The 26,517-nt window shown below is 65.2% G+C and carries 28 protein-coding genes; 19 read left to right on the forward strand and 9 right to left on the reverse strand.

The window, feature by feature from the left end; all coding sequences use genetic code 11:
* Positions 1 to 149 precede the first annotated feature (149 nt).
* The 5 genes from leuC (at position 150) to murA (ending at position 5,754) form a co-directional block, all read left to right on the forward strand.
* On the forward strand, positions 150 to 1,553 hold the full coding sequence (gene leuC, locus BMON_RS03035) for a 3-isopropylmalate dehydratase large subunit (protein WP_033512539.1): 1,404 nt from the start codon (positions 150 to 152) through the stop codon (positions 1,551 to 1,553).
* A gap of 109 nt (positions 1,554 to 1,662) precedes the next feature.
* Positions 1,663 to 2,346 carry a 3-isopropylmalate dehydratase small subunit gene (gene leuD / locus BMON_RS03040; protein WP_033512541.1) on the forward strand — a complete coding sequence of 228 codons (684 nt, stop codon included), beginning with the start codon at positions 1,663 to 1,665 and terminating at the stop codon, positions 2,344 to 2,346.
* Positions 2,347 to 2,589: 243 nt separating this feature from the next.
* Positions 2,590 to 2,868: an Lrp/AsnC family transcriptional regulator gene (locus BMON_RS03045; protein ID WP_033512543.1), complete on the forward strand. Its 279-nt coding sequence runs from the start codon at positions 2,590 to 2,592 to the stop codon at positions 2,866 to 2,868.
* Between the two features lie 230 nt (positions 2,869 to 3,098).
* The gene (locus tag BMON_RS03050; protein WP_033512545.1) at positions 3,099 to 4,247 is read left to right on the forward strand and encodes a tRNA-dihydrouridine synthase; all 1,149 of its coding nucleotides are present in this window, start codon (positions 3,099 to 3,101) and stop codon (positions 4,245 to 4,247) included.
* A gap of 181 nt (positions 4,248 to 4,428) precedes the next feature.
* Complete coding sequence (gene murA / locus BMON_RS03055; protein WP_033512656.1) at positions 4,429 to 5,754, forward strand: UDP-N-acetylglucosamine 1-carboxyvinyltransferase; 1,326 nt, start codon at positions 4,429 to 4,431, stop codon at positions 5,752 to 5,754.
* A 72-nt stretch (positions 5,755 to 5,826) separates the two neighbouring features.
* Here the strand turns inward: murA and BMON_RS03060 are convergent, their stop codons facing one another.
* Positions 5,827 to 6,489 (reverse strand): DNA-3-methyladenine glycosylase I, encoded by a 663-nt coding sequence (locus tag BMON_RS03060; protein WP_237745304.1) that lies wholly within the window; start codon positions 6,487 to 6,489, stop codon positions 5,827 to 5,829.
* Positions 6,490 to 6,590: 101 nt separating this feature from the next.
* On the opposite strand from BMON_RS03060, the gene BMON_RS03065 reads away from it, so the two are divergent.
* The 4 genes from BMON_RS03065 to BMON_RS03080 all read left to right on the forward strand — a co-directional run bounded on the left by BMON_RS03065 (position 6,591) and on the right by BMON_RS03080 (position 10,904).
* Positions 6,591 to 7,475 carry a lysophospholipid acyltransferase family protein gene (locus BMON_RS03065; RefSeq protein ID WP_033512547.1) on the forward strand — a complete coding sequence of 295 codons (885 nt, stop codon included), beginning with the start codon at positions 6,591 to 6,593 and terminating at the stop codon, positions 7,473 to 7,475.
* Between the two features lie 147 nt (positions 7,476 to 7,622).
* Positions 7,623 to 8,621 carry an NAD(P)H-dependent glycerol-3-phosphate dehydrogenase gene (locus tag BMON_RS03070; RefSeq protein ID WP_033512549.1) on the forward strand — a complete coding sequence of 333 codons (999 nt, stop codon included), beginning with the start codon at positions 7,623 to 7,625 and terminating at the stop codon, positions 8,619 to 8,621.
* Positions 8,622 to 8,703: 82 nt separating this feature from the next.
* Positions 8,704 to 9,849, forward strand: coding sequence for a D-alanine--D-alanine ligase family protein (locus BMON_RS03075; protein WP_033512660.1), 1,146 nt, complete (start codon positions 8,704 to 8,706; stop codon positions 9,847 to 9,849).
* Positions 9,846 to 10,904, forward strand: coding sequence for a CPBP family intramembrane glutamic endopeptidase (locus BMON_RS03080; protein ID WP_161786322.1), 1,059 nt, complete (start codon positions 9,846 to 9,848; stop codon positions 10,902 to 10,904). Before BMON_RS03075 ends, BMON_RS03080 begins: the two co-directional genes overlap by 4 nt.
* Before the next feature lie 21 nt (positions 10,905 to 10,925).
* Here the strand turns inward: BMON_RS03080 and BMON_RS03085 are convergent, their stop codons facing one another.
* From BMON_RS03085 to BMON_RS03095, 3 genes are all read right to left on the reverse strand, one after another.
* Positions 10,926 to 11,699 carry a mechanosensitive ion channel family protein gene (locus BMON_RS03085; RefSeq protein WP_033512551.1) on the reverse strand — a complete coding sequence of 258 codons (774 nt, stop codon included), beginning with the start codon at positions 11,697 to 11,699 and terminating at the stop codon, positions 10,926 to 10,928.
* Positions 11,700 to 11,724: 25 nt separating this feature from the next.
* Complete coding sequence (locus BMON_RS03090; protein WP_237745305.1) at positions 11,725 to 12,894, reverse strand: adenosine deaminase; 1,170 nt, start codon at positions 12,892 to 12,894, stop codon at positions 11,725 to 11,727.
* Between the two features lie 123 nt (positions 12,895 to 13,017).
* Entirely contained in the window at positions 13,018 to 14,313 is a 1,296-nt protein-coding gene (locus BMON_RS03095) for a DUF2974 domain-containing protein (RefSeq protein ID WP_081882822.1), read from the reverse strand.
* 125 nt (positions 14,314 to 14,438) lie between these two features.
* On the opposite strand from BMON_RS03095, the gene BMON_RS03100 reads away from it, so the two are divergent.
* Entirely contained in the window at positions 14,439 to 15,662 is a 1,224-nt protein-coding gene (locus BMON_RS03100) for a lactonase family protein (RefSeq protein WP_237745306.1), read from the forward strand.
* Positions 15,663 to 15,711: 49 nt separating this feature from the next.
* Here the strand turns inward: BMON_RS03100 and BMON_RS03105 are convergent, their stop codons facing one another.
* Positions 15,712 to 16,776 carry a PfkB family carbohydrate kinase gene (locus tag BMON_RS03105; RefSeq protein WP_051917824.1) on the reverse strand — a complete coding sequence of 355 codons (1,065 nt, stop codon included), beginning with the start codon at positions 16,774 to 16,776 and terminating at the stop codon, positions 15,712 to 15,714.
* 258 nt (positions 16,777 to 17,034) lie between these two features.
* On the opposite strand from BMON_RS03105, the gene rpmB reads away from it, so the two are divergent.
* The 9 genes from rpmB (at position 17,035) to BMON_RS03150 (ending at position 24,078) form a co-directional block, all read left to right on the forward strand.
* Positions 17,035 to 17,229 carry a 50S ribosomal protein L28 gene (gene rpmB / locus BMON_RS03110; protein ID WP_033512553.1) on the forward strand — a complete coding sequence of 65 codons (195 nt, stop codon included), beginning with the start codon at positions 17,035 to 17,037 and terminating at the stop codon, positions 17,227 to 17,229.
* A gap of 185 nt (positions 17,230 to 17,414) precedes the next feature.
* Positions 17,415 to 17,858, forward strand: a complete 444-nt coding sequence (locus tag BMON_RS03115) for a MarR family winged helix-turn-helix transcriptional regulator (protein ID WP_051917825.1) — start codon at positions 17,415 to 17,417, stop codon at positions 17,856 to 17,858.
* A complete protein-coding gene (locus tag BMON_RS03120; RefSeq protein WP_033512557.1) occupies positions 17,855 to 18,322 on the forward strand; it encodes a P-loop NTPase family protein in 468 nt (155 codons plus the stop codon). Before BMON_RS03115 ends, BMON_RS03120 begins: the two co-directional genes overlap by 4 nt.
* Before the next feature lie 280 nt (positions 18,323 to 18,602).
* Complete coding sequence (locus tag BMON_RS09845; RefSeq protein ID WP_156098613.1) at positions 18,603 to 18,767, forward strand: recombinase family protein; 165 nt, start codon at positions 18,603 to 18,605, stop codon at positions 18,765 to 18,767.
* Between the two features lie 131 nt (positions 18,768 to 18,898).
* Positions 18,899 to 19,309: a hypothetical protein gene (locus BMON_RS03130; RefSeq protein ID WP_152595757.1), complete on the forward strand. Its 411-nt coding sequence runs from the start codon at positions 18,899 to 18,901 to the stop codon at positions 19,307 to 19,309.
* 114 nt (positions 19,310 to 19,423) lie between these two features.
* Positions 19,424 to 21,835, forward strand: a complete 2,412-nt coding sequence (locus BMON_RS03135; protein ID WP_033512667.1) for an ATP-dependent DNA helicase RecG — start codon at positions 19,424 to 19,426, stop codon at positions 21,833 to 21,835.
* 53 nt (positions 21,836 to 21,888) lie between these two features.
* A complete protein-coding gene (locus BMON_RS03140; RefSeq protein ID WP_081882823.1) occupies positions 21,889 to 22,536 on the forward strand; it encodes a DUF1345 domain-containing protein in 648 nt (215 codons plus the stop codon).
* A gap of 134 nt (positions 22,537 to 22,670) precedes the next feature.
* Positions 22,671 to 23,249 carry a 16S rRNA (guanine(966)-N(2))-methyltransferase RsmD gene (rsmD, locus tag BMON_RS03145; RefSeq protein ID WP_152595758.1) on the forward strand — a complete coding sequence of 193 codons (579 nt, stop codon included), beginning with the start codon at positions 22,671 to 22,673 and terminating at the stop codon, positions 23,247 to 23,249.
* 226 nt (positions 23,250 to 23,475) lie between these two features.
* A complete protein-coding gene (locus BMON_RS03150; RefSeq protein ID WP_033512562.1) occupies positions 23,476 to 24,078 on the forward strand; it encodes a nitroreductase family protein in 603 nt (200 codons plus the stop codon).
* A gap of 27 nt (positions 24,079 to 24,105) precedes the next feature.
* On the opposite strand, the gene trmD is transcribed toward BMON_RS03150, so the two are convergent.
* From trmD to rpsP, 4 genes are all read right to left on the reverse strand, one after another.
* On the reverse strand, positions 24,106 to 25,032 hold the full coding sequence (gene trmD / locus BMON_RS03155) for a tRNA (guanosine(37)-N1)-methyltransferase TrmD (RefSeq protein ID WP_033512563.1): 927 nt from the start codon (positions 25,030 to 25,032) through the stop codon (positions 24,106 to 24,108).
* A 149-nt stretch (positions 25,033 to 25,181) separates the two neighbouring features.
* The gene (gene rimM, locus BMON_RS03160) at positions 25,182 to 25,784 is read right to left on the reverse strand and encodes a ribosome maturation factor RimM (protein WP_033512565.1); all 603 of its coding nucleotides are present in this window, start codon (positions 25,782 to 25,784) and stop codon (positions 25,182 to 25,184) included.
* Between the two features lies 1 nt (position 25,785).
* A complete protein-coding gene (locus BMON_RS03165) occupies positions 25,786 to 26,019 on the reverse strand; it encodes an RNA-binding protein (protein WP_033512567.1) in 234 nt (77 codons plus the stop codon).
* A 1-nt stretch (position 26,020) separates the two neighbouring features.
* Entirely contained in the window at positions 26,021 to 26,452 is a 432-nt protein-coding gene (gene rpsP / locus BMON_RS03170) for a 30S ribosomal protein S16 (protein ID WP_033512569.1), read from the reverse strand.
* Between the last annotated feature and the right edge of the window lie 65 nt (positions 26,453 to 26,517).

Here is a 26,517-nt window from a genome sequence, read left to right on the forward strand (position 1 = left end):
TTCGAAATGCAAAAGTCCATACCCAGCACCGACGCCCATACTCGAGGGACAATGACGCATTCGCGATGAAACGGGCACGGTTTGGGGCGCATGGCGTGGGTCATGCCGGCCGTCCACGTCGCGGATTCGCATGGGTTGGAGGAGACGGTATGGGAACCACGTTGGCGGAGAAGGTCTGGGCCGATCATTTGGTGCGTCAAGGGCACGATGGCGCACCGGACCTGCTGTACATCGACCTCATGCTCATGCACGAGGTCACCAGTCCGCAGGCCTTCGAGGGTCTGCGGCTGGCCGGGCGTAAGCCGCGCCACATCGATCAGCTGATCGCCACCGAGGATCACAACACGCCGACGGTGAACATCGACCGTCCGAATCCGGACGCCACATCGGCCCTGCAGTTGACCACGCTGGAACGCAACTGCAAGGAGTTCGGCATCCGGCTGCATCCGCTGGGCGACGCCGATCAGGGCATCGTCCACGCCTTCGCCCCGATTCTCGGGCTCACGCAACCGGGCATGACGATCGTGTGCGGCGATTCGCACACGTCGACACACGGAGCCTTCGGCGCGCTCGCCTTCGGCATCGGCACCTCCGAGGTCGAACACGTCATGGCGACGCAGACCCTGTCGCTGAAGCCGTTCAAGACCATGGCGGTGAACGTCGACGGCACGCTGCCGCGTGGTGTGACCGCCAAGGACATCGTGCTGGACATCATTGCCAAGATCGGCACCGGAGGCGGCCAGGGCCACGTCATCGAATACCGCGGACAGGCGATTCGCGACCTGTCGATGGACGCGCGCATGACCATCTGCAACATGTCGATCGAGGGCGGGGCCCGCGCCGGCATGATCGCGCCGGACGAGACGACCTACGCCTATCTGCAGGGACGCCCCCACGCGCCGACCGGTGCGATGTGGGACCAGGCCTTGGCATACTGGAAGTCGTTGCGCACCGACGACGACGCGGTCTTCGACACTGTTGTCAACCTCGATGCCAGCACGCTTGCGCCGATCGTGACCTGGGGCACCAACCCCGGCCAGGGTCTGCCGATCACCGCCAATGTGCCGGTGCCGGAGGCGATCGCCGATGAGGCCGAGCGTGAGGCGGCCTCCTGCGCCATCCGCTATATGGGTCTCAAGCCGGGCATGCCGATCAAGGACATCGCCGTCGACACGGTGTTCATCGGGTCGTGCACCAACGGCCGCATCGAGGATCTGCGCACGGCCGCCCAGATCATGAAGGGCCATCACAAGGCCAAGTCGATCCACCGCGTTCTCGTCGTGCCGGCCTCCTCCAGGGTGCGGCTGCAGGCCGAGCGCGAAGGCCTCGACGAGATCTTCACGGACTTCGGAGCGGAGTGGCGCAACGCCGGCTGCTCGATGTGCCTGGGAATGAACACCGATTCCATGGTGCCCGGCGAACGGTCCATCTCCACGTCCAACCGCAATTTCGAAGGTCGCCAAGGCCGTGGGTCGCGCACCCACCTGTCCTCGCCGATCGTGGCGGCCGCCACGGCGATCCGCGGCACGATATCCAGTCTGAACGATCTGTGAACTGACCGACAATCCGGATCGCAATCCGCCGCGAACCCTTGTGGTCGAGACCCGCGGATGCGAGGATGACAGCATACGAACCGCCCCGTCAGCGGGAAAGGAAACCATTATGGAGAAGTTCACCGTCGTCACCGGGGTGGGCGTGCCGCTTCGTCGTTCGAACGTCGACACCGACCAGATCATCCCCGCCGTCTTCCTCAAGCGCGTGACGAAGACCGGGTTCGAGGACGCCCTCTTCTACGCGTGGCGCCGCAACCCTGAATTCGTGCTCAACCAGCAGCGGTATGCCGGCGGCAGGGTGCTGGTGGCCGGCCCGAACTTCGGCATTGGCTCGTCGCGAGAACACGCGGTGTGGGCGCTGCACGACTATGGTTTCCGTGTAGTGATCGCCCCCAGGTTCGCCGACATCTTCTACGGCAATACCGCTAAGAACGGTGTGTTGGCCGCCGTCATGCCCCAGGAGAGCGTCGAGCTGCTCTGGAAGCTGCTCGAGGAGCATCCCGGCACGGCCATGACGGTCGACCTGGGCGAGCGCACCGTGACCTGCGCCGACGTGGTCCTGCCCTTCGACGTGGACGACTACACGCGGTGGCGGCTCATGAACGGCTTCGACGACATCGACCTGACGCTTCAGCAAGAGGATGACATCGCCCGCTATGAGCAGATGCGTGCCAAGCGCTTCCCGTTCAAGCCGCGCACGCTGCCCGCACGGCATATGCCCGAGCAGCCCATCGCCTCGGCACGTGAGCGTGACGACAGCGCGTGGGCCGGACCGCTCGGCATGAAGGCCTGATTGGATTCGGCTGACGATTCGTCGGCCGGTTGGTTGATGGTTTTCTTGTTGGGCATCCTTGCCGGTGTCGCTGTTGGTGCCATTGTTGGTTCGTCTGGTGAATCGGATGCACGGCGCCGATGCGAATTCCGGATATGCTGGAGACGATGGCCGCGGCGAGACGGCGGTGCGCGGATAGCGCATGGGTTCGGGCCCGCGGGTGAACCGACGTACGAGACGAGTGCGTGGACGTAAGGAGCGACGATGGCCGATGCGATCGTGCTGATCAACACCGAGGCGAACAAGGTGGCTCGGGTGGCGCAGGCCATCGTTGAGATCCACGGGGTGCGTGACGTCTACTCCGTGGCAGGCGAGGTCGATCTGGTCGCGGTGGTGTCCGTGCCGGACTTCGACGACCTCACGGAGGTCATCCCCTCGGGCATCGCGCGCGTCGACGGCGTCGTGAGCACGCAGACGCTCATGGCCTTCCGCCAATACTCCTCCAAGGATCAGGCGGCCGCCTTCAACCTCGGCATGGACTGAGCGCCGCGCCGGTCGTTCCACCGATCGCCGAGTCCGCAGCCGAGCGCTTATCGGGTTGTCCGCCGCGCTGTTAGCTCAGACGTCTGCTCTACTGCCCGCCGCGCCGTCCGTCGGCATGTCAGCGTGGTGCGGTGGGTTGGCCCGGCGGTGTGAAGCAGGGCCGGGTGGCGCCGATTCGCGGGTCTTGGGCATCATCGTCCCTATACTGGGGAAAAACCTGAGGGAGCAAGATGGTCCGGGATTCCGCATTATTCTATGACGTACGACGCACCTACGAACAGAATTACCGCGAGGGGCCGTTCGGCGCATTCGCCGAGGCATTGGCCGCGGATACCGCGGATGTCCCTCGGCATACGGCCTCGGATGCGGGTGATGCCCCGGATGCCGCACCCGATTACGAACTCTTCGGCAACCCGATAGATTTGCCGTTCGGCATCCCTGCGGGCCCGCTGCTCAACTCGCGATTCACCACGGCCGCCTTCCGCATGGGCTTTGATGTGGCCGTGTACAAAACCGTGCGTTCGCGTGCCTGGGACTGCAACCCATTCCCCAATGTGTTGGCCGTGCATCCTGATGCGCCGGACGGTGCCCTGCACCCCGGTGATCCGCAACTCGACGAGGGGGTGCTCGCCGATGACCGCTACGAGCAGCCGCTGTCGATCTCGAACTCCTTCGGTGTGCCCTCACGTGACCCCGACCAGTGGCAGCCCGATATGCGCGACGCCATCGTGGCCGCCGGTCAGGGGCAACTGCTGGTTCCCAGCTTCCAGGGGTCGAGGGTCGCCGGCATGGATACCGAGGCCTACATCGCCGACCATGTGACCACCGCCAGACTCGTCGCCGAGACCGGGGCGCGGCTGATGGAGATGAACACGAGTTGCCCCAACGAGGGCCGCAACCGCCTGCTGTGCAACGATCCGACGTTGGTCGGCACGATCGCCGAAGCGGTGAAGAGCGAGATCGGCGACATGCCGCTCATCGTCAAGCTCGCGGCCATGGCCACCGACGCGGAGCTGGAGCGGATGGTCGACGAGACCGCCGCGCATGGACGGGTGCAGGGGTTCGCCGCCATCAACACGATCTCGGGCCGTCTGGTCGATCGTGACGGCCGCCAGGCGCTGCCCGGCGAGGGACGTGAGCACAGCGGTATCTGCGGCGCCGCCATCCGCGAGGCCGGTCTGGACATGGTCCGCCGCCTGTCCGCCATCCGCGCCCGTCGCGGCCTGCGGTTCGTCATCGTCGGCGTGGGCGGCGTGGATTCCCCATCCGACTATCAGGAGTATCGCGAGGCCGGTGCCGATGTGGTGATGAGCGCCACGGGAGCCATGTGGAATCCGAATCTGGCCCGGGAGATTCGCGAGGTGCGATCCGTGCGCTGAGATGCCAAGATGTGCGGCGGTGCGCACGTGCTGCGCGTGCGATGCGTGAAGGAACCGTGAGCGGGTTTAGGCTTCGGGCACATTCCCCCGGTGCGTGTGCCGGTCTTGTGGCAGACTGAAACAATGGTGGCACCATCGTGATGATGCCCTGGAACGGATGAGAACGATGAAAGAGGTCCGGGTGACTGAGGATACGGAAGATGTGCTGCATGTCGTCGGCGGCAAGCCGCTCGAGGGCACGATCAAAGTGCGTGGCGCGAAGAACTTCGTGAGCAAGGCCATGGTCGCGGCCCTGCTCGCCCCGGGTGTGTCCGTGCTCAGGAACGTCCCCGAGATCAGGGATGTGCATGTGGTGTCCGATCTGCTCAGGCTGCACGGCGTCGAGGTCGACGTGGACGGCCATAACGGCGTCGTGACCATCGATGCGACCCATGTCCAGCTCGCCGACGTGGCGGACGTCGATACGCTGTCGGGATCCTCGCGCATCCCGATCCTGTTCTCCGGCCCGCTGCTGCACCGGTTGGGTGAGGCGTTCATCCCCCAGCTCGGCGGTTGCAACATCGGCGGCCGGCCGATCGATTTCCACTTGGAGACCCTGCGCAAACTGGGCGCCCACGTCGACAAGGAGCACCAGGACGGCATCCACATCACCGCGCCCGATGGGCTGCATGGTGCCAAGATCCACCTGCCGTACCCCTCGGTGGGCGCCACCGAACAGACGTTGCTCGCGGCCGTCCAGGCCGAGGGGCGCACCGAGCTGTCGGGAGCCGCGACCGAACCGGAAATCATGGACCTGGTCGCCGTGCTGCAGAAGATGGGCGCGCTCATCTCGGTCGACGTCGATAGGACTTTTCGCGTCGAGGGCGTCAAGGAGCTTAAGGGCTACACCCACACGTCGCTCACCGACCGCATCGAGTCCGCCTCCTGGGCGTCGGCGGCGCTCGCCACGCACGGCGACATCTTCGTCAAGGGCGCCACGCAGCCGGAGATGATGACCTTCCTCAATGTGTTCCGCAAGATCGGCGGGGCCTTCGACATCACCGATCAGGGCATCAGGTTCTGGCATCCGGGCGGCAATCTCAAGCCGGTGGCCATCGAGACCGACGTCCACCCCGGGTTCATGACCGACTGGCAGCAGCCGCTCGTGGTCGCCCTGACCCAGGCGAACGGCCTGTCGATCGTGCACGAGACCGTGTACGAGAACCGGTTCGGCTTCACCAAGCCGTTGGTCCAGATGGGCGCCACCATCCAGCTGTACCGCGAATGCCTCGGGTCGCTGCCTTGCCGCTTCCAGCAGCGCAACTACAAGCATTCCGCCGTGATCTTCGGTCCCACGCCGCTGGAAGGCCGCGATATCGATGTGCCCGATCTGCGTGGCGGTTTCAGCCATCTCATCGCCGCGCTGACCGCCAACGGTCCCTCCGATGTGCACGGCATCAGCCTCATCGACCGCGGTTACGCCGACTTCCGGGGCAAGCTCGAGGCGCTCGGCGCCGACATCAGCTGATCCGGGGCATGAGCCGGCCGTGAGATACGTGCCTCATGGCAGACATCAGCCGGCATCGCCCGGATGGTCGCGTCACTGTATCGGTTCTGTGCGCTCGGCCCCTTCGGGGGCGAGGAAGCACCCGCGTTCGTGGTCATTGACCATACCGCTCGCCTGAAGCAGCGAATACACCACGACCGGTCCGGTGAATCGGAACCCGTCGCGGCGCATCGTCGTGGCCATCGTGCGCGAGAGCTCCGTGGAGCAGGGGACGCCCTCGTGGCGAACGATGTCATGCTCGATGGGCGTGCCGTCCACGAAGGACCACAGATATGCGGACAGGGTGCGGCCGTCCTTCTCGAGGGCCACGGCGGCCCCGGCATTGGCCATGACCGCTTCGAGCTTGCGACGGTTGCGGATGATCGCCGCATTCGCCAGCAACCCGTCCATGACGCCGTCCATGTCGTCGGCCATGGCCGCGACCCGGTGGTAGTCGAAATCATGAAACGCGGCGCGGAAGGCCGCACGTTTGTGCAGCACCGTGCGCCAACTGAGTCCGGCCTGCATGATTTCGAGCGACAGCAGTTCGAAGAGGGCGCGGTCGTCATGGCAGGCGGTGCCCCATTCGTCGTCGTGGTATGCGCGCATGAGTGGGTCGTCGGTCTCACCCCACGAGCATCGGGGCAATGCTGCCGGAGGCGTCTCGGAGAGCGGCGTGGCCTGCGGCGACACGGCGGTCGATATCATCTGATGCATAGTTGGAGTCTAGGCGGCCGTGTGCACGGGCGGGTGCGGGTCGCGGTCATGTGGTCGAAGGGTCGGCTGCGTGTTGTCGCTTCATGCGGGAGAATAGGAGCATGACGTCACCAGGAAAACCTTCGCCCCGTTCGGCCGTCCGTCCCTTAAGCGATGAGCAGGTCGCGCGCCTCGATGCCCGTCACCACCTCGTCGACCCGTCCCGGGAACGGCCGACCGGCCCCCGCGAGGACAACGAAGCCGAGATCGAGGAACAGAACCCGCGGCAGACCCGATGGCTGCTCGCCGGTGCCTCGTTCGTCGTCCGCCTGCACAGCAAGGTGCGCGCATGGGGCCTCGAACGCATTCCCGAGCGCGGCGTGTTCATCACGGCGGCCACCCATGTGACCATGTTCGACGTGTTCGTCCCCATGATGGCCCTGTTCCATATGGGCCGTCGCCCGCGGTACATGGCCAAGGCCGAGCTGGGGCACTGGCCCGTCATCGGCCGATGGTTCCGCCTTGTGGGCATGCAGCCCGTGCCGCGTCGCAGCGGGCAGGCGAAGGCGATCGAGGACGAATCCATCCGCATCCTCACCTCCGGACGTCCGCTGACCGTCTGGCCCGAAGGCACGGTGACGCGGGATCCGAAGAAGTGGCCCATGAGCCTCAAGAACGGCGTCGGCATCATCGCCTTGCAGGCCTCCAGGAAGCTGGGGCATCAGGTGCCGCTGTTCTGCGCGGTGACCTGGGGGGCCGCCAGCATCAACCATTGGTGGCCCTGGCCGCGCAAAAACGTCGTCATGTGCTATGACGAGCGGCTTGATTACGCCGATCTGCTCGCGGATATGGAATCGTGGGGCCCGGAACCGCCCAGAGCCGCCGCCGACGAGCTCGCCCGGCGCATCCGCGAGCGCATGCAGGCCGTGATGGCGCAGATTCGCGACGAACGGCCTCCCGAGGGATATTGGGACTACCGCACCATGAGCAGGGTGTCCGGAAAGTAAGGGTTGCGGCGCCCGGTCAAGGTCAAGGTGCGCTGTAGCATGGCCATGCATGACGTGCGTGCCAAAGCGCGCGTATCCATGGTGCGCAACCGGTCTGAGGGCGCGGGTGCGGATGGTGAAACAGAGCGAACGCGAGGAGTTGCGGCGATGAAGATCACGGTGTTGGGTGCCGGTGCGTGGGGCACCGCTTTCGGGCAGGTGCTGGCCGACGCGGGCAATGAGGTCACGATGTGGGCGAGGGAGCCCGAGATCGTCGAGGGCATTCGCGACCACCGCCATAATGCGGTGCGTCTGCCCAGTGTGGCCACCCTGCCCGAGACCATGACCGCCACCGGGGACAAGGCCGAGGCCGTGCGGGGGGCGCGTATCGTCGTCGTCGCCATCGCGGCCCAGTTCGCGCGTGTTGCGTTGCAGGATTTCGCGCCGCTGCTGCCCGATGATTGCATGGTGGTCTCGCTCATGAAGGGGATCGAACGCACCACCGGCAAGCGCATGGACGAGGTCGTGCGCGAGGCCCTCGGCGGACTGCCCGCCGCACGGTTCGCCGCCATATCCGGACCGAACCTCAGCCGTGAGATCGCCGATCGCCAACCCGCCGCCACGGTGGTGGCCTGCGCGGACATCGACGGCGCCCGCATGGTCGCGCAAGCCTGCGGCACCCCGTATTTCAAGCCATTTGTATCCACCGACGTCATCGGTGTGGAGATGTGCGGCTCCCTCAAGAACGTCGTCGCGCTCGCAGTCGGCATGGCCCGCGGAGCGGGGTACGGCGAGAACACGGCCGCGATGATCGAGTCGCGCGGTCTCGCCGAGCTCACGGCGTTGGGGGTCGCGGCGGGGGCGCAGGCGTGCACCTTCAGCGGACTCGCCGGTGTCGGCGACCTGGTCGCCACCTGCGGGTCGCCGTTGAGCCGTAACTATATGTTCGGGGCGAACCTGGGCAAGGGCATGAGCGTGGAGCAGGCCATCAAGGCCAGCAACGGCGTCGCGGAAGGCGTGCCGACCACCGATGCCGTGGTCTCGTTGGGGTCCCGTCTCGGCGTGCCGACACCCCTGGCCTCGGCGATGAGCCGGGTGCTGGCGGAAGGGCTGACGTGCGGCCAGATGCTCGGTTCGCTGTTCGACGAGGCGATCACCGCAGAGTAAGGTGTCAGGCATGTGACGCCCGCCGATGGCGAGCGTAGGTGAGGTCGGCGAGGCCGACGGTTTCGATCAGCGAAGGACGGATATGGCCAAGAAACGAATCGCGGTGCTGTACGGCGGCAAGGCGGACGAGCACTCGATCTCCTGCATCTCCACGGCGGCGGTGCTCAATGCGCTCGATGCGGACCGCTTCGAGGCGATTCCCATCGGCATCACCAAGCGGGGGCAGTGGATCACCGACGGCGAGGATCCTCGTGGATTCGTCATGGACGGCCGGAATCTGCCTACTGTGCGGGCCGTGGAAGGCTCTCGTCCGGTGGTGCTGGATATCGGCGCCGGATCCGACGGGTTCTTCGCCCGTGACCCCGATGGCTCCCTGGTGTCGCTGGGCCATATCGACGCGGTGTTCCCCGTGCTCCACGGTCCGTTCGGTGAGGACGGCACCGTCCAGGGGCTGCTCGAGATGATGGGCGTATCGTACGTCGGCTGTGGCGTCTTCGCTTCGGCCGCGTGCATGGACAAGCATTTCACCAAGGTCCTGCTCCAGGCTGCCGGCATCCCCGTCGCCCCCGGTGTCATGTTCGACACCCGCGATTTTGATGCGGCCCATGCGTTCAAGCCCGATGCCGCGGCGATGGTGGATCGCGTGCGTAGGGCGCACCTGCCCTATCCCGTGTTCGTCAAGCCGTCGCGCGGCGGTTCGAGTTTCGGCGTGCACAAGGTGGAATCCGAGGGCGATGGTTCGGCGTTGGCCGCGGCCGTCCTCGAGGCCTCGCATCACGACTGGAAGGTTCTGGTCGAGCAGGGCATCGACGCGCGGGAGATCGAGTGCGCCGTCTTCGCCCCACGGGCCGCGGCCGGTGACGAGGAGCCCAAGGCGAGCCTGCCCGGTGAGATCGTGCTCGACCATGCCGACGGCGACACGGACGCGTTCTATGATTTCGACAGCAAGTACGTCGACGCGCATGCCTCGCACGCCGAGGTGCCGGCCCACCTGCCCGAGGAGACGCTGCAGCGTGTGCGTGACGTCGCCGTGCGCGCGTTCAAGGCCGTCGACGGGGCGGGGCTGAGCCGCGTGGACACCTTCGTGAACGCAGCGGGTGAGGTGATGGTCAACGAGATCAACACCATGCCCGGCTTCACGCCGATATCGATGTACCCGAAGGCATGGGAGGCCATGGGCGTGCCCTATGGCGAACTGCTGACCGAACTCATCGAAGGGGTCCTGTGAATTGGGGTCCTGTGAATTCCGATCCATCAGTGCATGACTCTGGCGCGGGTCGCGCCGCCCGCCCGTGGTGGCAGGTCGCACGACGTCGCTTCTCGCTCATCGGGTTCGCCCTGTGCGCCTTGCTGCTCGTATGGTTGGGTCTGCAGGTGCTCATCGCCGCGCTGCTGCGGATGCAAGGCGTGAATACCGGGGCCATGCCCACCTGGCTGCAGCTCATCGCCGGCAACGGCCCCCTGTATGCGCTGGCCATGCCGATTGCCGTGCTGCTCATGCGGGCGGTACCGAGGATTCCCACGAGAAAGTTCCCCTTGGGGGTGGGCCGGTTCTTCATCCTGCTCATCATCTGCATGCCGATCATGTATCTTGGCAGTCTCATCGGCTCCATGCTGTCGGCGGCACTTTCGGGCGGGACGGCCGACAATCCGATCCAGGAACTGGCCACCAATGCGGATCCGCTCACCGTGCTGGTGTTCATGGTGCTGGTGGCACCGGTGTTCGAGGAGTGGGTGTTCCGCAAGGAGCTCATCGACCGCTTGCGCCGGTACGGCGAGGTTCCGGCGATGCTCGTGTCGGCGGCCGCCTTCGGGCTCTTCCACCTGAATCTTTTCCAGTTCTTCTACGCCTTCGGCTTGGGTCTCGTGTTCGCCTACGTCTATCTGAGGACCTCGCGTCTGCGCTACACGATCCTCATGCACATGATCATCAACTTCAACGGCGGTTTCCTCGCTCCGCGGATTCTGTCGCTGTTGGACGCGAAAACGTTGCAGGCGCTCGAATCCGGATCCCTGCAGGAGAGCGAACGGCTGCTTGCGCAGGCCGCACCCGGACTGCTGGCCGTGGGACTGTATGGCCTGGCCATCCTGGCGCTCATCATCGTGGGCATCGTCTTGCTCATCACCATGCGTCGCCGGATCGTGTGGTACCGCACACCCGAGGAACTCCCGCGCGGGACCCGGCTGCGCATCGTGCTGGGCAATCCCGGCATCATCGGTTACGTGGTCCTCTGCCTGGCCGTCACGGCCGTCACCATGGGTGTGATCGGGCTTCGCGGATAATCGGGGTGCGCCGATGGGCCGTCACTGCCCGACGGCGGCGCGCTGCTCGATGAAGTCGGCGTGTGCCAACGCACGGACCACGGCGTCGTTCACCGTGGTCCGTGCGATGTCCGGTTTGGCGAACAACACCACGTTCCCCTCGAGCCCGTAGGGCGAGAATCCGGTGAACCGGACGGCGGGGACCGGGGCGGGCAATGCCAGATCGCCCGTGGCGGCGATCACCGCGGCGGCGATGCGCCGGCTTACGTCGGCCGGATCGCTCTGCGCCTTCGCGGTGAACGGCACCAGCACGCAGGATTCGCTCAACGGCGTGATGCGTTGCAGCGATGAGGTGTTGAGCAGCGAGTTGGGGATCACCAGTTCGTTGCCACCCCGCTCGTGCACCACCGTCTGACGCCAGGTGATATCGACGACCGTCCCCGTCACGCCGGAGATCGTGATGGTGTCGCCCGGCACGATCACCTTGCCGATCATGAGTCCGAATCCGCCCACGATGTTCGCGATGGTGTCCTTGAACCCCAGCGACAACGCCAGGCCGCCGACGCCGAGTGCGGTGATCAGGGTGGTGGGGTTGATGCCGAACACCGGTTGAAGCAGGAAGGTGACGGCAAAGAACCAGATGGTGGCGAGCGCGAGATTGACGAAAATGGAGGCGCTCGGAATCTGCGATTGGTCGAGGATGCGGCGCAGAACACGGCCCACGACCTTGGAGAGCACGGCGGCGATGACCACGACGGCCACAAGCAGGAGGATGCGGTCCGCATGCGACTGCGCCCATTGCCAGACGATCATCATGATGGTCCCTTTCTCGGGTGAGGTGCTAGGCGAGTGTCGAGTCGGGATGTGCGGTGCCTTCGATGGCCGCCGTCGCGCGCCAGGCGTCGAATTCCTCCAGCAATGCTCGCTGTCGTGTCTCACTGGCGAAGGAGCCGGTGATGGAGGCGCGGGCGCACCGTGCCAGGTCCTCGAGCGTGTAACCGATGTCGTACAGGGCCTGATAGTTGTCGCCGATGTACCCGCCGAAATACGCGGGATCGTCGGAGTTGACGGTGACGACGACGCCGGCGTCCAGGTAGCGGCGGATCGGCAGATCGCGCAGATCGTCGACCACGTTGAGCCGCAGGTTCGACAGCGGGCACATCGTCAGCGGCACGCGTGCCTTGACGAGGCGTCCGACGAGCGTCTCGTCGTCGATCGCCCGGCACCCATGATCGATTCGTTCGGCGCGTAGCAGGTCGAGCGCTTCGCCGACGTAGTCCGCGGGCCCTTCCTCGCCGGCGTGCGCCACCACGCGCAGTCCCATGCGTCGGGCACGGGCGAAGACTTTGGTGAACAACGAGGGCGGGTATCCCACCTCCGCCGAGTCCAGGCCGATGCCGACGAGGTCCCCGACCCGCAGGGCGATGCGATCGAGCAATGCCTCCGCCGAGTCCACGGGCATGTCACGCACGATGCACACGATGAGCGATCCGGTGATGCCGTGGCGTTCCCCGCCGATACGTAGGCCTTCGATCAGGCCGTCCATGACGGTGTCAAGCGAGATGCCGTTGGCCATATGCACCTGGGGATCGAAGAAGATCTCGGCGTGACGCACCCCGTCCGCGGCAGCGCGATCGAGGTAGTCGAGCATGAGGTCACGGAAGTCGTCGGCGGTCCTGAGCACGCCCATCAGCTGGTAGTACAGGTCCAGGAACGATTGCAGGTTGCTGAACTCGTACTGCTGTCTCAGGGTTCCCAGGTCCTTCCACGGCAGGGTGACGCCATTGCGGCGGGCCAGTCGCAATGCCAGTTCCGGTTCGAGCGTTCCTTCGATGTGCAGATGCAGTTCCGCTTTGGGCATGCGGCGTAGCATCTCCACGGTCGCTTTCGAAGCCGCTGCAGAGATCGGTCCATCGACCGGTGCGTTCGTGGAGGCGTCGTGCGTGGGTGTATTCGAGGATGCGTGTGGGGCGGCGGGGATCGTATCGCGATATGCCTGGGCTTCGTCCATGGGCGGGCGACCTTTCATACGGCACGGCAGTGGCCGTGCGGTGCGGGATATGTGCTGCGCCCCAGTGTAGTGCGCCCAGGTCCAGCCGTGCCGTGCGCCATGGCGGACCTCGGCCGAGACGGGTCAGGATGCGGTGGGGACCGGCCCTGAGGGTGCACCGCCCGTGGGATGCACGGGGACGGACGAGGGTGTGACGGAGTCGGCCGCATCATCGCCCGAGATGTGTTGCGTGCCACGGAAGGTGTGGTCGAATCGCGCCCTGATGAGCAGATTCGCCGCGAACAGGATGTTGCGCCGGTCCTCGTCGGAGAGTCCCGCGAATCGGCCGATCATCTCGGGCAGCACCCGGGGGAAGGAGGCCATCATCGTCGTGAACCCCTCGGCGCCGGTCGCATGGAGCACGGAGAAGAGGGCGTCGACGGTCCGGTGTCGCTGTTCGGTGCTCATCCCGCGCAGCCAGGTGTTGAGACTGGTATTGAAATAGCGCGAACCGGGCGATACCGCGGGAAGTTCCACGAAACCGTCGCCTTCCACCTGCCAGGAGAAGGCCAGATGCTGCATGATCCCCCGTTGATCCGATTGCACGACCCTACTGGGTTCGGGCGTCTCCAGAATCATGCCGACGATGGAGGAACTGGGCACGATCTTGTCGATCCTCGAGATGAGCGATCGGTAGCGCTCGCCGCACACGACCTCTTCGGGAAACCCGGGGCCGTCCAGGCTGTAGACGCGCGTGATGCGCGCATCGAGGTCCCCGGAGGCATGCAATGCGGCGTAGACGGCCAGATTGCCGCCTTTGGAATGTCCCATCAGCGTGATGGGGCCCTGCCAGAGCGCGGCCACCGAGGCGAGGTAGTCGGCGGCGGATTCCTGTGCCGGAACCGGGTACTGGAACGCCATGTTGAAGTCCTCCTTCCACCCGACGAAGGAATCGTCCGTGCCTTGGAAGGCGATGGCCAGGGTGCCGTCGGGAAGACGGAAGGTTTCGGCCGCGAACTGGGTCTGGTGCTCCGCGCTGAAACGACGGTCGAACGCCGCGACCTCGATGCCCGAAAAGCGTGGGTTGCGTCCCGCCTTGGCATACAGTGCCATGGTCAGGTGCGGGTCGGTCAACCCCTTGGGGCCGTGGCCCTCGATGAATTCGTGGCGCTCCAGACGCTCGGTGAGCGCGTCGAGCCGGGTGCCGGGGAAGGGGGCACGGCGCAGCGGCCGCCACGCGGCGATGGGGTGCATGGGGTCGATGAGCTTGAGCCGTGAGCGCAGCGTGCCGTACCGGCGCTGCACACCGGCCAGGTCGGTGACGGTGTCAGGCATGTCCTGATAGGCGAGACTGGAGAGGATCAGCGCGTCGACGGCGTTGAACGGTCGTTCGTCGAATCCGTGGCGTTCCCGCTCGGCGTAGTCGAGTATGGTACCCATGCCGCCCTCCTGGCCCGGGCCCGCGCCCGCTGTCTCCGATGGTAGACGATGATGGATGCGCACGGACGCCGTCGGACTCGCCCTCCGTGTCGCGTAGGATGTCTTGCATCGGAGAGGAGCATCGCATGGTAATGGATACGACGCCGCAAGGCAGGGACGGCATCGATATGCTGGTCGGCGGGTTCGGCCCGCTCAACGGCCAGAACAGTCGTGGTGTGGAGCGGTATCGCCTGGTCCGGGGCGTGGGGGAGGCCGACGACGTGGCACTCGACCATCTCGGGCTGCTCGTCCCGCTCGCTTCGCCCACGTGGCTGGCTCGCGAGGGCGACATGGTCTACGCGGTGTTGGAGAACACCGGGGAGATAGCCAGTCTGCGCCTCGTGCGCGAGACCGGTGGCTGGCATGCGGTCGTCGAGGGCACCGTGCCGGTGCGGGGATCAGGACCGACCCATGCGGCGGTGGCGGTCGACGACCGTGGCGTGCGTCATCTCATCGCCGCGAATTACGGTGACGGCTCGCTCAGCGTGCACGGCGTGGGTGCCGATGGGGTGGTCGGTGCGGCCGAGCAATGGCTCGAGGGTGAGGGCGGTGGACCGCTGCCGGCGCAGCAGGGGCCGCACGCCCATTGGGTCCTGCCGTTGCCCGATGGTCGTGTGCTCAGCACCGATCTGGGAGCCGATCGCATTCGCGTGCATCGCTGGAGCGACGGCCGGTTGGTGCGGACCGGGGCGGTGCGGCTCAAGCCCGGCACCGGTCCCCGTGACATGCATCTGCTGCCCACCCGGAGTGATGGCTGGCGTGTCGCCGTCGTCGATGAATGGGGATGCGGCGTCACGGTGTTGCGTGGGGGAGCGGCCGACGATGATGATATTCGCGTCGTCGGCACCGTCGATCTGGGTGGCGACGACATCGATCAGGCGGCCTCGTTGGCTTACGTGCCCATCAGTCGCGGAGGCAAGGTCGGTGACACTGCCGGTGACGGGACCGGCGGTACGGCCGGCGGTGGCAAGGTCGATGGAGGCGCAGCGTCCGGTGCCGATGCAGCCGTCGATGCAGCCATTGAGGGATTCGCCTATGTCGGCCTGCGCGGTTCCGACCGCATCGTGACGCTGTCCTGGGACGGCGAGTCCCTCGCCCGTCTCGACCATCCCTGGATAGCGGGCTGGCGGGGTCGCGGCGTCTCCTGCGGCGGTGGCCGGCCGCGGCAGATATGTGCCGTGGGAGGTCTTCTGGTGGTATCGAACGAGACCTCGGACAGCCTGGCGGTCATGACCGTGGGCGCCGACGGGGAGCCGAGGCAGGTCGCCTCCGTCGACGCCCCGTCGCCCACCGTGGTGCTGCCGCTCTGAGGCCACCACTTTGAGGCTGACGCCCTGGACGCTGCGATCGGGGCGCCGGTCAGTCGTGATCCGTGCCGTCGCCCGACCACCGGTGATCACGCAGGAGCGCCATGACCGGCTCGCGTTCGGGGCAGTGCGGTATGCCGTCGACGTGATGTTCGATGGCGAGCGCCGCCGCGGCGTTGGCGATGGTGACCGCGTCGAGCAACGACCATCCCTGCGCCAGCATGGCGCAGAGCACTCCGGTGTGGCTGGCGCCGGCGGATCTGATATGCACGGGTTTGACGGGGAATCCCATGATGTGGGTGACCAGACCGCCCGGCTCGCGCACCCATGCGCCTCGTGCCCCGGCCCGCAAGACCAGCGGGGCGCGCAGCACCGCGCCGAGCGCCGTGCACAGCGCGAGCATCGACTGGTCGAAGCCGCCGCCCACGGTCAGCTGTGGCTTTTCGTCCACGGTGACCCCGAGGCGTGCGGCGAGCGTCGTGGCCTCCTGGCGGTTGCACGACCAGGTCGGTTGGGAGAGGATCATATCCTCGAGCAGGTGGTCGTTCACCAACTCGAGGGTGTTGGTCGGGTTGAGCACGATGGTGTAGGCGCGGTGTCTGGGATCGCGCAGCGTGCGGCGGAAGAAGGCCTCGACCCCCGCGGCGGGGTGGTCGAGCAGGGTGTTGTCGCTGATGTGCACGACGTCGCCCGCTTCGGGGTGGATGTCGTCGAACGTGTCGGCTCCTCCCTGTGCCTCCGCGCCGTACGGCGCGATGAAGGTCTTGCGTTCGCCGTCGGTGAGGACCAGGCGCATGCCGGTGTCGGTGTCGATCCGGTCCTGGCCGATATGGCCGATGCCGTGCCGGGACAGGGCGGCGCGCACTGTGGCGGCCATCATGCCCTGTCCGATGATGCCGGCGTGCTCGGACGGTGAGCCCATGCGTTTCGCGGCGATCAGCACCCGGTAGCTGCCGCCGATGGATTGGCTGACGCTGCGGGGGACGATAAAGTCGCCCAGACGGGGCAACGCGTCGACGTTCATCATGATGTCGACCCAGATCTGTCCGAGCGACATCACGACGGGGGTGTGCTCGGCGCGGCCGTGACCGCCCGAGGTTGGTGTGATCTGCGACATTGCGACCTCCTTGTGACATTCCTGTGCGATGACATGGATGCCCGGGATTGCACCGGTCATTCAGGTATAGCGCACGCGCATGGGTGTCTCCTGAATATCGGTGGAGCCTCGCGGTTCCTTCACGCGTGGAGCGCCGTCGGCCGACCGCGGTTGCGCGATGTCGGGCCCGGTTGTACACTTGTGTAGTTGTGTGTTCGCGTGCATGCCCGCATGTGCGTAATCACCAAGACTTGCAAGTCAAAGAATAGGGAGTTCATTATGGCAGCTCGTTGCGCAGTGTGCGGCAAGGGACCGCAGACCGGTTTCACCGTCTCGCACTCACATATCCGCAATAAGCGCACCTTCCGTCCGAACCTGCAGCCGGTGCGTACCACTGTTGACGGCGAGAACGTTCGCGTTCGCGTATGCGTCAAGTGCATCAAGGCTGGCAAGGTTCAGCGCGTGGCCGCGTGAATCGCGAGATATACTACCGTTAGGTAATCGTGAAGATGCGAACCCCGACAATCGTAAGGTTGCCGGGGTTCGTTGTATGTGGTGTTCTGTCGTGTGTTGGCGGGAAGGCGTTGCGTGCCCATGAGCTGCGTCGTTGGCGTGCTGCGGAACGATAAATTGATTCTATTTATGATATAGTTTCTATTATGAAACTAAGTGATACAACTTCGTCATCGTTCGGTGAGTCTCTTATGCTGTTGCAGTGCGAGTTCGTCGCCGAGCGGAACCGCGTGAATCCGCAGAACATCAACTGGCTGCAATACGATATCATGTTCGCGTTGCGTGATGGGGCGTGCCTGCCCTCCATGTTGAGCGAGCGTTTGGGGATTGCGCGCTCGAAACTATCGAAGAATCTTGGCGCCCTGAAAACACTGGGCTACGTTGAGCAGGTTCCGGGTGTTGGTGATCGACGGGAGTTGCGGACGACCCTGTCTGATGCTGGAATGACATGTATGCGCGATGTTGATCGGCAGCATCAGGAGCTTGCGGATGTTGCACGGTCCGTCTGGTCCGACGGCGAGCAGACCCAGTTCGAAGAACTGTCGCAAAGACTGATCGATGCGCTTCGCAGGAACAGGATCGCCCAATGAGCAATCACGAGATCATCATCGAGCACGCGGCCACCAATAATCTCAAGAACGTGTCGGTACGCATTCCCAAGCATGAAATCACGGCGGTCACTGGCGTATCCGGTTCTGGAAAGTCATCGCTCGTGTTTTCGACACTAGCTGCCCAGTCCCAGAGAAGCGTGAACAAATCATACAGTGCCTACGTTCAGCAGTTGTTGCCCAAATATCCGCTTCCCTCAGTCGAGCGCATGGAAAATGTGCCCTTCTCGTTAGTGGTCGGGCAAAAACCCATAGGCGGCAATGCGCGTTCCACGGTCGGAACGTACAGCGATCTCTATACCCCTCTGCGGCTTCTGTTCTCCAGAATCGCCAAGCCTTTCATCGGGTACTCGATGGCATACTCCTTCAACACGCCATCGGGCATGTGCCCGAGATGCCAAGGGTTGGGGTGTAGTCAGGACCATAGTTCCCGAATCACTGCTTGACATGTCGAAGTCGCTGAACCAAGGTGCCATCCGTTTCCCCACCTTCCAGCCTGGTGGATGGAGGTTGACGAGATACACGGAATCCGGATTCTTCGACAATGATGCACCCTTACGGGGGTGGTCTGCTGGGCTGATGGATCTGCTGATGCACGGGAAGAAGCAGAAGCCGGAACATCACTCTGTCCAATGGCATAAGAGCGCAAGCTATGAACATGACACATGGCGACGATGACTTCGGGGTAATCGTCATCGAACACACTCCATGGGGTGCCCAGCGGACATGAACGCCAGATGCGAACGGCTGTTCAACGACCGTGTGTTGAGCGTGAAGGCGCACCGTCACGAATCGGATCGTCCGCTGGATATGATCCGCGACGGAGACGTGTGGAATCTCGACCGGCTGGGCGGGAGCGTACCGAACCTCGTGGATCTGCTGATCTCATGAGCCTCCTGCAGTGCACGACAGTCGGGTTTACAAGCCTGACCGAGAACATGGATGCCCCACGTTCGGAGGCGTGCTGGTCTTCGACGTGTTCTCCGCCATATGGTGGTGTTCATTATCATAGTGGTATGGGCATGCGTCGTGGTGTGAAGATGGGGATCTGCTGGGTGGTCGGGGCGTTGGCGGTCATCGCCGTCGTCGCGTTCCTCGCGTGGCGCCGGTGGACCTGTCGCGAGGTGCCCGCGTCCGGTCCGTTCACGGCGGGTGCGCTGCACGGGGGCGTGAGGCATATCGAGCATGACGTGTCCTTCATGCGGGGCTGCTCCATCAAGGCGATATCGTACGTGGGGCCCGGGTCGCCGGACGGGGAAGGGGCCAACGACTCGAACCTGGCCACTTTCCTCATGTCGTATGCGTGCGACACGTTCAATGCCTGGACGATGTCCATGTCGCCCAGAGGCTCCTACGTATACGTGCTCGAGCATGCTCCCGACAGGTCGTCGGATGGGAGCGGGTGGGTGACGCGTTCATTCGGCAACGGGTGAACGCGTCGATGACCGCCGGCGCCTGCCATAAAACCCAAGAGCAATACCGATGCCATGCAGATACCGATCCAGACCCGTATCCGGCTGTCGGCCTCGCTGGCGACAATGAGCACCATGAGCGTTGCATGGGATACCCCGATCTCCTCGGTGATGACGAACCGGCGTCGTGTCGGCGCGTTGAAGGCGCTTGGCGTCATCACCCTAGGCGACGCGCTGACCTACTATCCGTTCCGGGTGACCGATCCGGTGCCGTTGGCGGGGCTGCGAGAGGCGACGGTCGGCCGGCCCATGGCCTTCGCCGCGCAGGTGCGGCAGATGCGGATCGTGCCCATGAACGCCCGACGGGGTTTCCGGCTTGAGGCCACGGTCGACGACGAGGCCTTCGCGGCCTCGCGAGGGCTGCCCGGCTCCACGGCGCAGCTGGTCTTCTTCTCCTCGAAACGTCAGTACATGCACTGGTTGGGAGGGCGCCTTCATGTGGGCGCCCGGGTCGTGATCGCCTCCACGCCCACCGAGTTCAACGGCCGGTTGCAGTTCACGCATCCCGATCTGCTCACCATCCCGCCGGCCGACGGCGCGACGACGTCGGGCGAGGGGGGTGCCGAGGCGGCCCCAAAGACGTACGACGCCGGTGACGAGGAACAGGCCCTGCGTCGTGTTTGTCGGCCGCGCCCCGTCTATCATGCGAACGCACGCATCTCGAGCGAGCATATCCACGAATCCATCCTGGGGTTCCTGGGGTTGTTGGGCGGGCAGACTCCAGAGGATTCGGTGGATTCGGGGAGCGGGGAGGCTCAATCCAAGCCCCTGGCCGAGCGGCTGGGCGAGGCGTTGACGGCGGTCATCCCCGACATCCTGCCCGAATCCGTACGCGACGCCCAAGGGCTGATGCACCGTTCGCAGGCCTTCGTCGCGGTCCATGACCCGCAGTCCCCGGAGGAATTTCATCGGGGCATCGCGGCGCTGAGGTTCGAGGAGGCCTTCGTCTCGCAGACCGTGGTGCTGCAGGAGCGCACCGCATCACGGCGGTTGCTCGCGTACCAGTGCGAGGAACAGGACCTGCGCGACCGATTCATCGCATCGCTGCCGTTCGCCCTGACGGCGGGCCAGCGTGAGGTGATCGACGCCATTGCCGCGGATATGCGGCAGGGTCATCCGATGCGCCGGCTGTTGCAGGGTGAGGTCGGTTCGGGCAAGACCGTGGTCGCGCTCGCGGCCATGATGCTGGCCGTCGGAGCGGGGCATCAGGCTGTGCTCGTGGCTCCCACCCAGGTGTTGGCCGAACAGCACCGGCATACCATCGGCGCGATGGTCGAGGCGCTGCAGGAGCAGGCGGACGTATCGATTCCGGTCACCACGATCACCGGGGGCATGCGCTTGGCGGCCAGGCGTGCGGCGTTGGCCCAGGTCGCCAGCGGCGAGCCCGGCATCGTCATCGCCACCCACGCGGCGTTCTCCGCAAGCTTCCAGGCGCCCGAGCTCGCCCTCGTGGTCATCGACGAACAGCACCGGTTCGGCGTCGAGCAGCGAGAGACGCTGCTGGACCGGGGCGAGCGCATACCGCATCTGTTGGTCATGACGGCCACGCCGATCCCGCGCACGGCGGCCATGACATGGTTCGGGGATCTCGACATCTCCTGGCTCACCGAACTGCCCGGAGGCCGCAAACCGGTGTCCACCTTCGTCATCCCTGAGGCCGACGCCTCGCTCATGGCGCGCATGTTCACGCATCTGCGCCGTCGCATCGACGCCGGGGAGCGGGCCTACGTCGTCTGCCCGCGCATCGACGCGGACGATGAGGAGGGGTCTGATGGCGACGCGGACGATGGTTTCGTGGCCTTTGATGACAGCGAGGCGCAGGGCGGCCGTGATGACCGGGACGTCGATGGGAGCGGCGATGAGCGACCACGCGAGCCCCTGCATGCCGTCTCGGAGATCGCACAGCGCCTGGGGTCCCTGCCCCAGTTTGCAGGCGTCGGCTTCGCCACGCTGACGGGGCGCGATGATGATGCGACGAAAACGCGGGTGATGCGCGAGTTCACCGATGGCACGACCCCGGTGCTGGTGGCCACCACGGTAATCGAGGTCGGCGTGGATGTGCCGCAGGCCAGCTGCATCGTGATCTTCGACGCGGACCGTTACGGGTTGTCGCAGTTGCATCAGCTCCGTGGTCGCGTGGGCCGCGGTGGCGGTGACGCGTGGGCGTTCCTGGTCTCGCGCGCACAGGAGAACGATCTGGCCGCACAGCGGCTTGAGGTGATTCGCACCTCGTCGGATGGCGCGGTCATAGCCCAGGCCGATCTGGAGTTGCGCGGCGCCGGCGATGTGCTCGGCGATGCGCAATCCGGCGGGCATTCCGGGCTCAAACTGCTGCGGGTGGTCAAGGATGCGAAGATCATCGCCGAAGCCCGTGACCATGCTTCGGCGGTCTTGGAGGCGGATCCGGATCTGTCCCGACATGTGCAGCTGGCCGGTGCCGTGCTCGACTTCACGCGCTGCGGCGAGGCCCAGATAGCCAGCAGCTGAGGCGTGCGGGCGGGGAAACGCGGACAGGAGCGGACCGTGGTAGCATCGCGCGCATGATGGCTTTTTCGGGTGTGCGTCGGCGTTCTACTCGCCGCTTCCTGGTGATGCTCGCTGCGGGAGGTGTGGGCGGCGTCGTGGCTCTGTCCCTCGGCATCGACGTCCCCGCGTCCCTGGTGATTGCTTGGATCGTGGCGTGTATGGCCTATCTCTCGTGGGTCTGGCTGCGCATAGGTCGTATGAACGCCGCGGAAACGCGTGACGATGCGCAGGATGAGGAGCCCAGCCGCACCACCGCCGATCTGCTGATGATCCTATCGAGTCTCGCTTCGGTCGGCGCCGTCGTGCTGGTGCTGTTGAGAGTGAGAGCCCGCAGTGATTCCGTCACGTTCGCGGGCACACTGACATTGCTGAGCCTGCTGCTCACGTGGGCCCTGATTCATACGCTCTACACGCTGCGCTACACCAGCATGTACTACACCGAGCCGGTCGGGGGTATCGATTTCAACGGTTCCGAGCCACCTCGATACGCCGATTTCGCCTATGTGGCCTTCACCATGGGCATGACCTACCAAGTCGCCGACACCAGTCTGACAACAAGCGCAATGCGTCGGACCGCACTGGGCCACACGTTGCTCGCCTTCCTGTTCAGCACGCTGCTGCTCAGTGCGACCATCAATCTGCTCGCAGGGCTCATCATCTGAACTCGGCGGCTATGGCGGCTATGGCGGCTATGGCAATGGTCGCCTGGTTGGTTCGGTAATGCTAAGAACAAGTGAGATGGATTTGCCCTCGTATCGCTACTGAGGTCGGAGCGTGCAATCCGATTGGCGCTACAGTGGGTGTCATGCGCGTTATCTCCGGTCGATTCAAAGGTCTGTCCCTGCCCTCGGTGGGTTCCGGGACCAGACCCACCACCGATCGCACCAAGGAGGCGTTGTTCTCGCACCTTGATGCCAAGGGGCTGCTCGATGCTGCCCGTGTGCTCGACCTGTACGCGGGCACCGGAGCGTTGGGTATCGAGGCCTTGTCTCGTGGCGCTCGCGAGCTGATTGCGGTCGAAGCCTCCAGCCGGGCCGTGGCGGGGTTGAACGCGACGCTCTCGGCGTTGCGGGGTCAGCGTGGGTGGGCGCCGGGTATGGCGGCCCGGGCTCTGCGCACGCGGGCGGAGGCCTATGCACAACGGTATCGTGGCGACCCGTTCGATGTGATCTTCATCGATCCTCCCTATGCGTTGTCCAGCGAGGATTGCGAGGCCCTGCTGCGGGTGCTCGCTGCGGGCGATGCGACCCGGGAGGGCAGCGTCGTCGTCCTGGAGCGTTCGACCCGTTCCCGTGACGTGCGTATCCCGGAGGGTTGGCAGGTCGTCGACCAACGTCATTACGGCGAGACGGCCGTGTGGTTCCTCGAGGCGTGATGATCGCCGATGCCGGGCAGTCCACCGTCTGAGGAGATGCCGACGAATGGCGGGGAAGCGGCACGGCGGTCGTCGGTGTAGCGTCATGACGAGGCTCCTCCGCAAGCGAATTCATGGCCACGCGCTTCGGCTCATACCGTATGCTGATGATCATTGCAGACCGCATTCCTCGGGTGACGCGGATCGGGTGCAGAACCGGATAACCCAGTGAATCCAAGGAGGAACCATGTCCGATTTCGTCTCCGCATTGGAGCGCCGCCATTCGCAGTATGCCATCACCGGGACGTCGAAGGTGCCCGATGCCGAGCTCGTCGAGACGATCAAACGCATCACGCTCAGCGTGCCCAGCGCCTTCAACTCGCAATCGCAACGTGTGGTGGTGCTGTTCGGCGCCGATCATGCCAGGCTATGGAATATCGTCAAGGACGCCTTGCGCGACGTGGCCGCCGATGAGGAGGCGTTTGCCAAGACCCAGGCCAAGATCGATGCGTTCGCCGCCGGCCATGGCACCGTCCTGTTCTTCGACGACACAGCCGTGACCACGGACCTGGGGGTGCGCTTCCCACTGTACGCCGAGCATTTCCCCTCGTATGCCGAGCAGTCCAACGGTATGCTGCAACTGGCGGTCTGGACTGCGTTGTCAGAGCGCGGGCTGGGCGCCTCGCTGCAACATTACCATCCGTTGATCGACGCGGCGGTACGCCGGGACTTCGCCCTGCCCGCAACCTGGAGTCTCATGGCACAGATGCCATTCGGCGATGTCGTGCGACCGGCTGAGTCCTCGGAGCGCATCGATGCCGACGAGCGGGTCAGGGTTCTGGGGCTCTAAAGACGCATCGGCCGATGGGGTTGCGCGTTACCGGTCCAAGCGCCGGGGGTGCGAGCCCGACACCTCCCACCCCAAGGTCATGAGCGTCTTGCGGTCGGCCTTGTCCAGTCGGCCGCAGTCGAGCGCCGAGATGAGATCGGGGCGTATGCGGGCCGTGCGTTCCAGCGCCTCGTCGCGCCGGAAGCGGTCCACCTTGGCGTGGTCTCCGCTCAGCAGCACATCGGGTACGGCCAAGGAACGCCATACGGCCGGCTTCGTGTACTGCCGGTGTTCCAGCAGGGCATCACCCCCGGTGTAGGATTCCTCCACGATGGATTCCGGATTGCCCATGAATCCGGGCAGCAGCCGTGTGATCGCCTCGAGCATGACGGATACGGCGACTTCGCCGCCGTTGAGCACGTAGTCGCCGATGGAGTATTCACGCACGTCGACCCCCTGTGCGCGGTAGTACTCGGGGATGCGGGCATCGTAGCCCTCGTACCGTCCGCAGGCGAAGACCAGATGCTCGGCGTGCGAAAGCTCGGTGGCGTCCCGTTGGGTGAACAAGGGCGCCGAAGGATTGGGGAAGATCAGCGTGGAGTGCCGCGTGAGGCTGGTGGTGCTGGGTTGTGTGAGCGCGGATTCAGTGGTGGCGGATTGGGTGCTCGCCGATTGGGTGGCGGTGCCCACATGCGTCGTGTTGGCATGGTCGGCGCAGTCGTCGCCGGTGATATTGCCTGATGTGCCAGACCCCAGCAGCTCATCGAGGCATGCGCCCCACACCTCGGGCTTCATCACCATGCCGGCTCCTCCGCCCACCGGAGTGTCATCCACGGAGTGATGGACGTCGTGGGTCCAGTCGCGCAGGTTGTGCGCGGCGATGCGCACCAGGCCGTGCTCCTGCGCTTTGCCCAGCAGGGAGAGGCCCAGCACGTCGAAATACTCGGGGAATACGCTGACGATATCGATATCCATAAGGCACCACCCTACGGCAGCGTCAGGTCAGCCCTGCCGTACGTGTCACTGCCTGTCCCGCTGCGCATCGGGTCGGCTCGTGTCCGCTGCCACGCCGGCCGGTCCCAACGGTCCCAACGGGCGCGACGGCCAAGGAGGGACGCCGGGCGTCAGCGGTCTGCGGGCTCGAGTCCGGGAATCAGCCCGCCGGGCGGGTCGATGGTCAGATACCGTTCGGCGAGGTTGACCGTGGGGACGATACGTTCGACGAACGGCACCAGCGCCGTCCGCGACTCCGGCGTGGCGAAGGCGTCGGACAGACGGATCTTGAGGAGCGCCTGTGCCGGTGCGGCATCGACGTCGACGACGGTGCCCAGCACCGCCCCGTCGGGTCGGCCGGGCGTGGCGGTGCTGGCGAGCCGTGCCTCGAGGCGGATGAGGTCCTTGGGATACCACAGTCCCTCTTCGGCCATGGCCTCGGGGTCGTCGGCCTGCCCGTACAGTTCCGTGCCGGCCAGGGCCTCGGCCCCTTCCCGGTTCGACACGCCTTCGAACAGCAGGATCCAGCGACCTTTGAATGTGCGTGACCGCGCGACCGTATAGACGGTGGCCCCGTCCCTGGTGAACAGCCGCGAACCCGCTTCGTAGCGGTAGTCGGGTTCGTCGGTGAAGGATTGGACGGTGACCTCACCCTTGAGTCCCTGGGCCCGTCCGATACGACAGACCCTCAGCAGCCCGGGCTGCTGAGGGTCCCCATCATGAGTGCCCGCCATACTACCGGCGGACATCCATGATGTCGACGCGTACCTTATGGTCGGACAACGCCTGGACCACGGTGCGGATCGCATTCGCGGTCCGGCCGCCACGGCCGATGACCCGGCCGACGTCCTCGGGGTTGACACGCACACGGAGCAGTTCGCCCCGTGGGTTCTCGTGCGATTTCACGGAGACGTCGTCGGGGAAATCAACGATGTTGCCGATCAGATGTTGTACGGCTTGCGCGAGCATGTTACTCAGCCTTGTCCTCGGCGGGAGCCTGCTCGGGCGCTTCGGCCTTGGCGGCCTTGGCTTCGGCGGCGGACTTCGCGGCCTTGATCTTCTGCGCTTCGGCCTCAACGGCTTCGACACGGGCTTCGGCGTCGGGGCCGGCCTCCGGGGTCTTGAGCGTGCCTTCGGCACCCTCGATACCCTTGAACTTCTGCCAGTCACCGGTGATCTTCAGCAGCTTGAACACTGCTGCGGAAGGCTGGGCGCCAACTCCCAGCCAGTACTGTGCGCGCTCGGAATCGATCTGGATCAGCGACGGCTGCTTGTTCGGGTCGTAGATGCCGATCTCCTCGATGGACTGACCGTCGCGCTTGTTGCGCGAATCGGTGATGACCACACGGTAGAAGGCATAGAACTTCTTGCCCAGTCGCGTCAGACGAATCTTGGTTGCCACAATGGCTCTCCTTGGTATTACGGGGTGTGGATCGTAGGTCGCCGTGTGGGGCACGGTCTCCTCGA

It is taken from the genome of Bifidobacterium mongoliense DSM 21395, assembly GCF_000741285.1.
GTDB lineage: Bacteria > Actinomycetota > Actinomycetes > Actinomycetales > Bifidobacteriaceae > Bifidobacterium > Bifidobacterium mongoliense.

Coding starts and splice junctions, on each gene's coding strand:
- leuC (WP_033512539.1), top strand. CDS start 150: ATGGGAACCACGTTGGCGGAGAAGGTCTGGGCCGATCATTTGGTGCGT.
- leuD (WP_033512541.1), top strand. CDS start 1,663: ATGGAGAAGTTCACCGTCGTCACCGGGGTGGGCGTGCCGCTTCGTCGT.
- BMON_RS03045 (WP_033512543.1), top strand. CDS start 2,590: ATGGCCGATGCGATCGTGCTGATCAACACCGAGGCGAACAAGGTGGCT.
- BMON_RS03050 (WP_033512545.1), top strand. CDS start 3,099: ATGGTCCGGGATTCCGCATTATTCTATGACGTACGACGCACCTACGAA.
- BMON_RS03060 (WP_237745304.1), bottom strand. CDS start 6,489: ATGCATCAGATGATATCGACCGCCGTGTCGCCGCAGGCCACGCCGCTC.
- BMON_RS03065 (WP_033512547.1), top strand. CDS start 6,591: ATGACGTCACCAGGAAAACCTTCGCCCCGTTCGGCCGTCCGTCCCTTA.
- BMON_RS03070 (WP_033512549.1), top strand. CDS start 7,623: ATGAAGATCACGGTGTTGGGTGCCGGTGCGTGGGGCACCGCTTTCGGG.
- BMON_RS03075 (WP_033512660.1), top strand. CDS start 8,704: ATGGCCAAGAAACGAATCGCGGTGCTGTACGGCGGCAAGGCGGACGAG.
- BMON_RS03085 (WP_033512551.1), bottom strand. CDS start 11,699: ATGATGATCGTCTGGCAATGGGCGCAGTCGCATGCGGACCGCATCCTC.
- BMON_RS03090 (WP_237745305.1), bottom strand. CDS start 12,894: ATGGACGAAGCCCAGGCATATCGCGATACGATCCCCGCCGCCCCACAC.
- BMON_RS03095 (WP_081882822.1), bottom strand. CDS start 14,313: ATGGGTACCATACTCGACTACGCCGAGCGGGAACGCCACGGATTCGAC.
- BMON_RS03100 (WP_237745306.1), top strand. CDS start 14,439: ATGGTAATGGATACGACGCCGCAAGGCAGGGACGGCATCGATATGCTG.
- BMON_RS03105 (WP_051917824.1), bottom strand. CDS start 16,776: ATGTCGCAGATCACACCAACCTCGGGCGGTCACGGCCGCGCCGAGCAC.
- rpmB (WP_033512553.1), top strand. CDS start 17,035: ATGGCAGCTCGTTGCGCAGTGTGCGGCAAGGGACCGCAGACCGGTTTC.
- BMON_RS03115 (WP_051917825.1), top strand. CDS start 17,415: ATGAAACTAAGTGATACAACTTCGTCATCGTTCGGTGAGTCTCTTATG.
- BMON_RS03120 (WP_033512557.1), top strand. CDS start 17,855: ATGAGCAATCACGAGATCATCATCGAGCACGCGGCCACCAATAATCTC.
- BMON_RS09845 (WP_156098613.1), top strand. CDS start 18,603: ATGAACGCCAGATGCGAACGGCTGTTCAACGACCGTGTGTTGAGCGTG.
- BMON_RS03130 (WP_152595757.1), top strand. CDS start 18,899: ATGCGTCGTGGTGTGAAGATGGGGATCTGCTGGGTGGTCGGGGCGTTG.
- BMON_RS03135 (WP_033512667.1), top strand. CDS start 19,424: ATGAGCGTTGCATGGGATACCCCGATCTCCTCGGTGATGACGAACCGG.
- BMON_RS03140 (WP_081882823.1), top strand. CDS start 21,889: ATGATGGCTTTTTCGGGTGTGCGTCGGCGTTCTACTCGCCGCTTCCTG.
- BMON_RS03150 (WP_033512562.1), top strand. CDS start 23,476: ATGTCCGATTTCGTCTCCGCATTGGAGCGCCGCCATTCGCAGTATGCC.
- trmD (WP_033512563.1), bottom strand. CDS start 25,032: ATGGATATCGATATCGTCAGCGTATTCCCCGAGTATTTCGACGTGCTG.
- rimM (WP_033512565.1), bottom strand. CDS start 25,784: ATGGCGGGCACTCATGATGGGGACCCTCAGCAGCCCGGGCTGCTGAGG.
- BMON_RS03165 (WP_033512567.1), bottom strand. CDS start 26,019: ATGCTCGCGCAAGCCGTACAACATCTGATCGGCAACATCGTTGATTTC.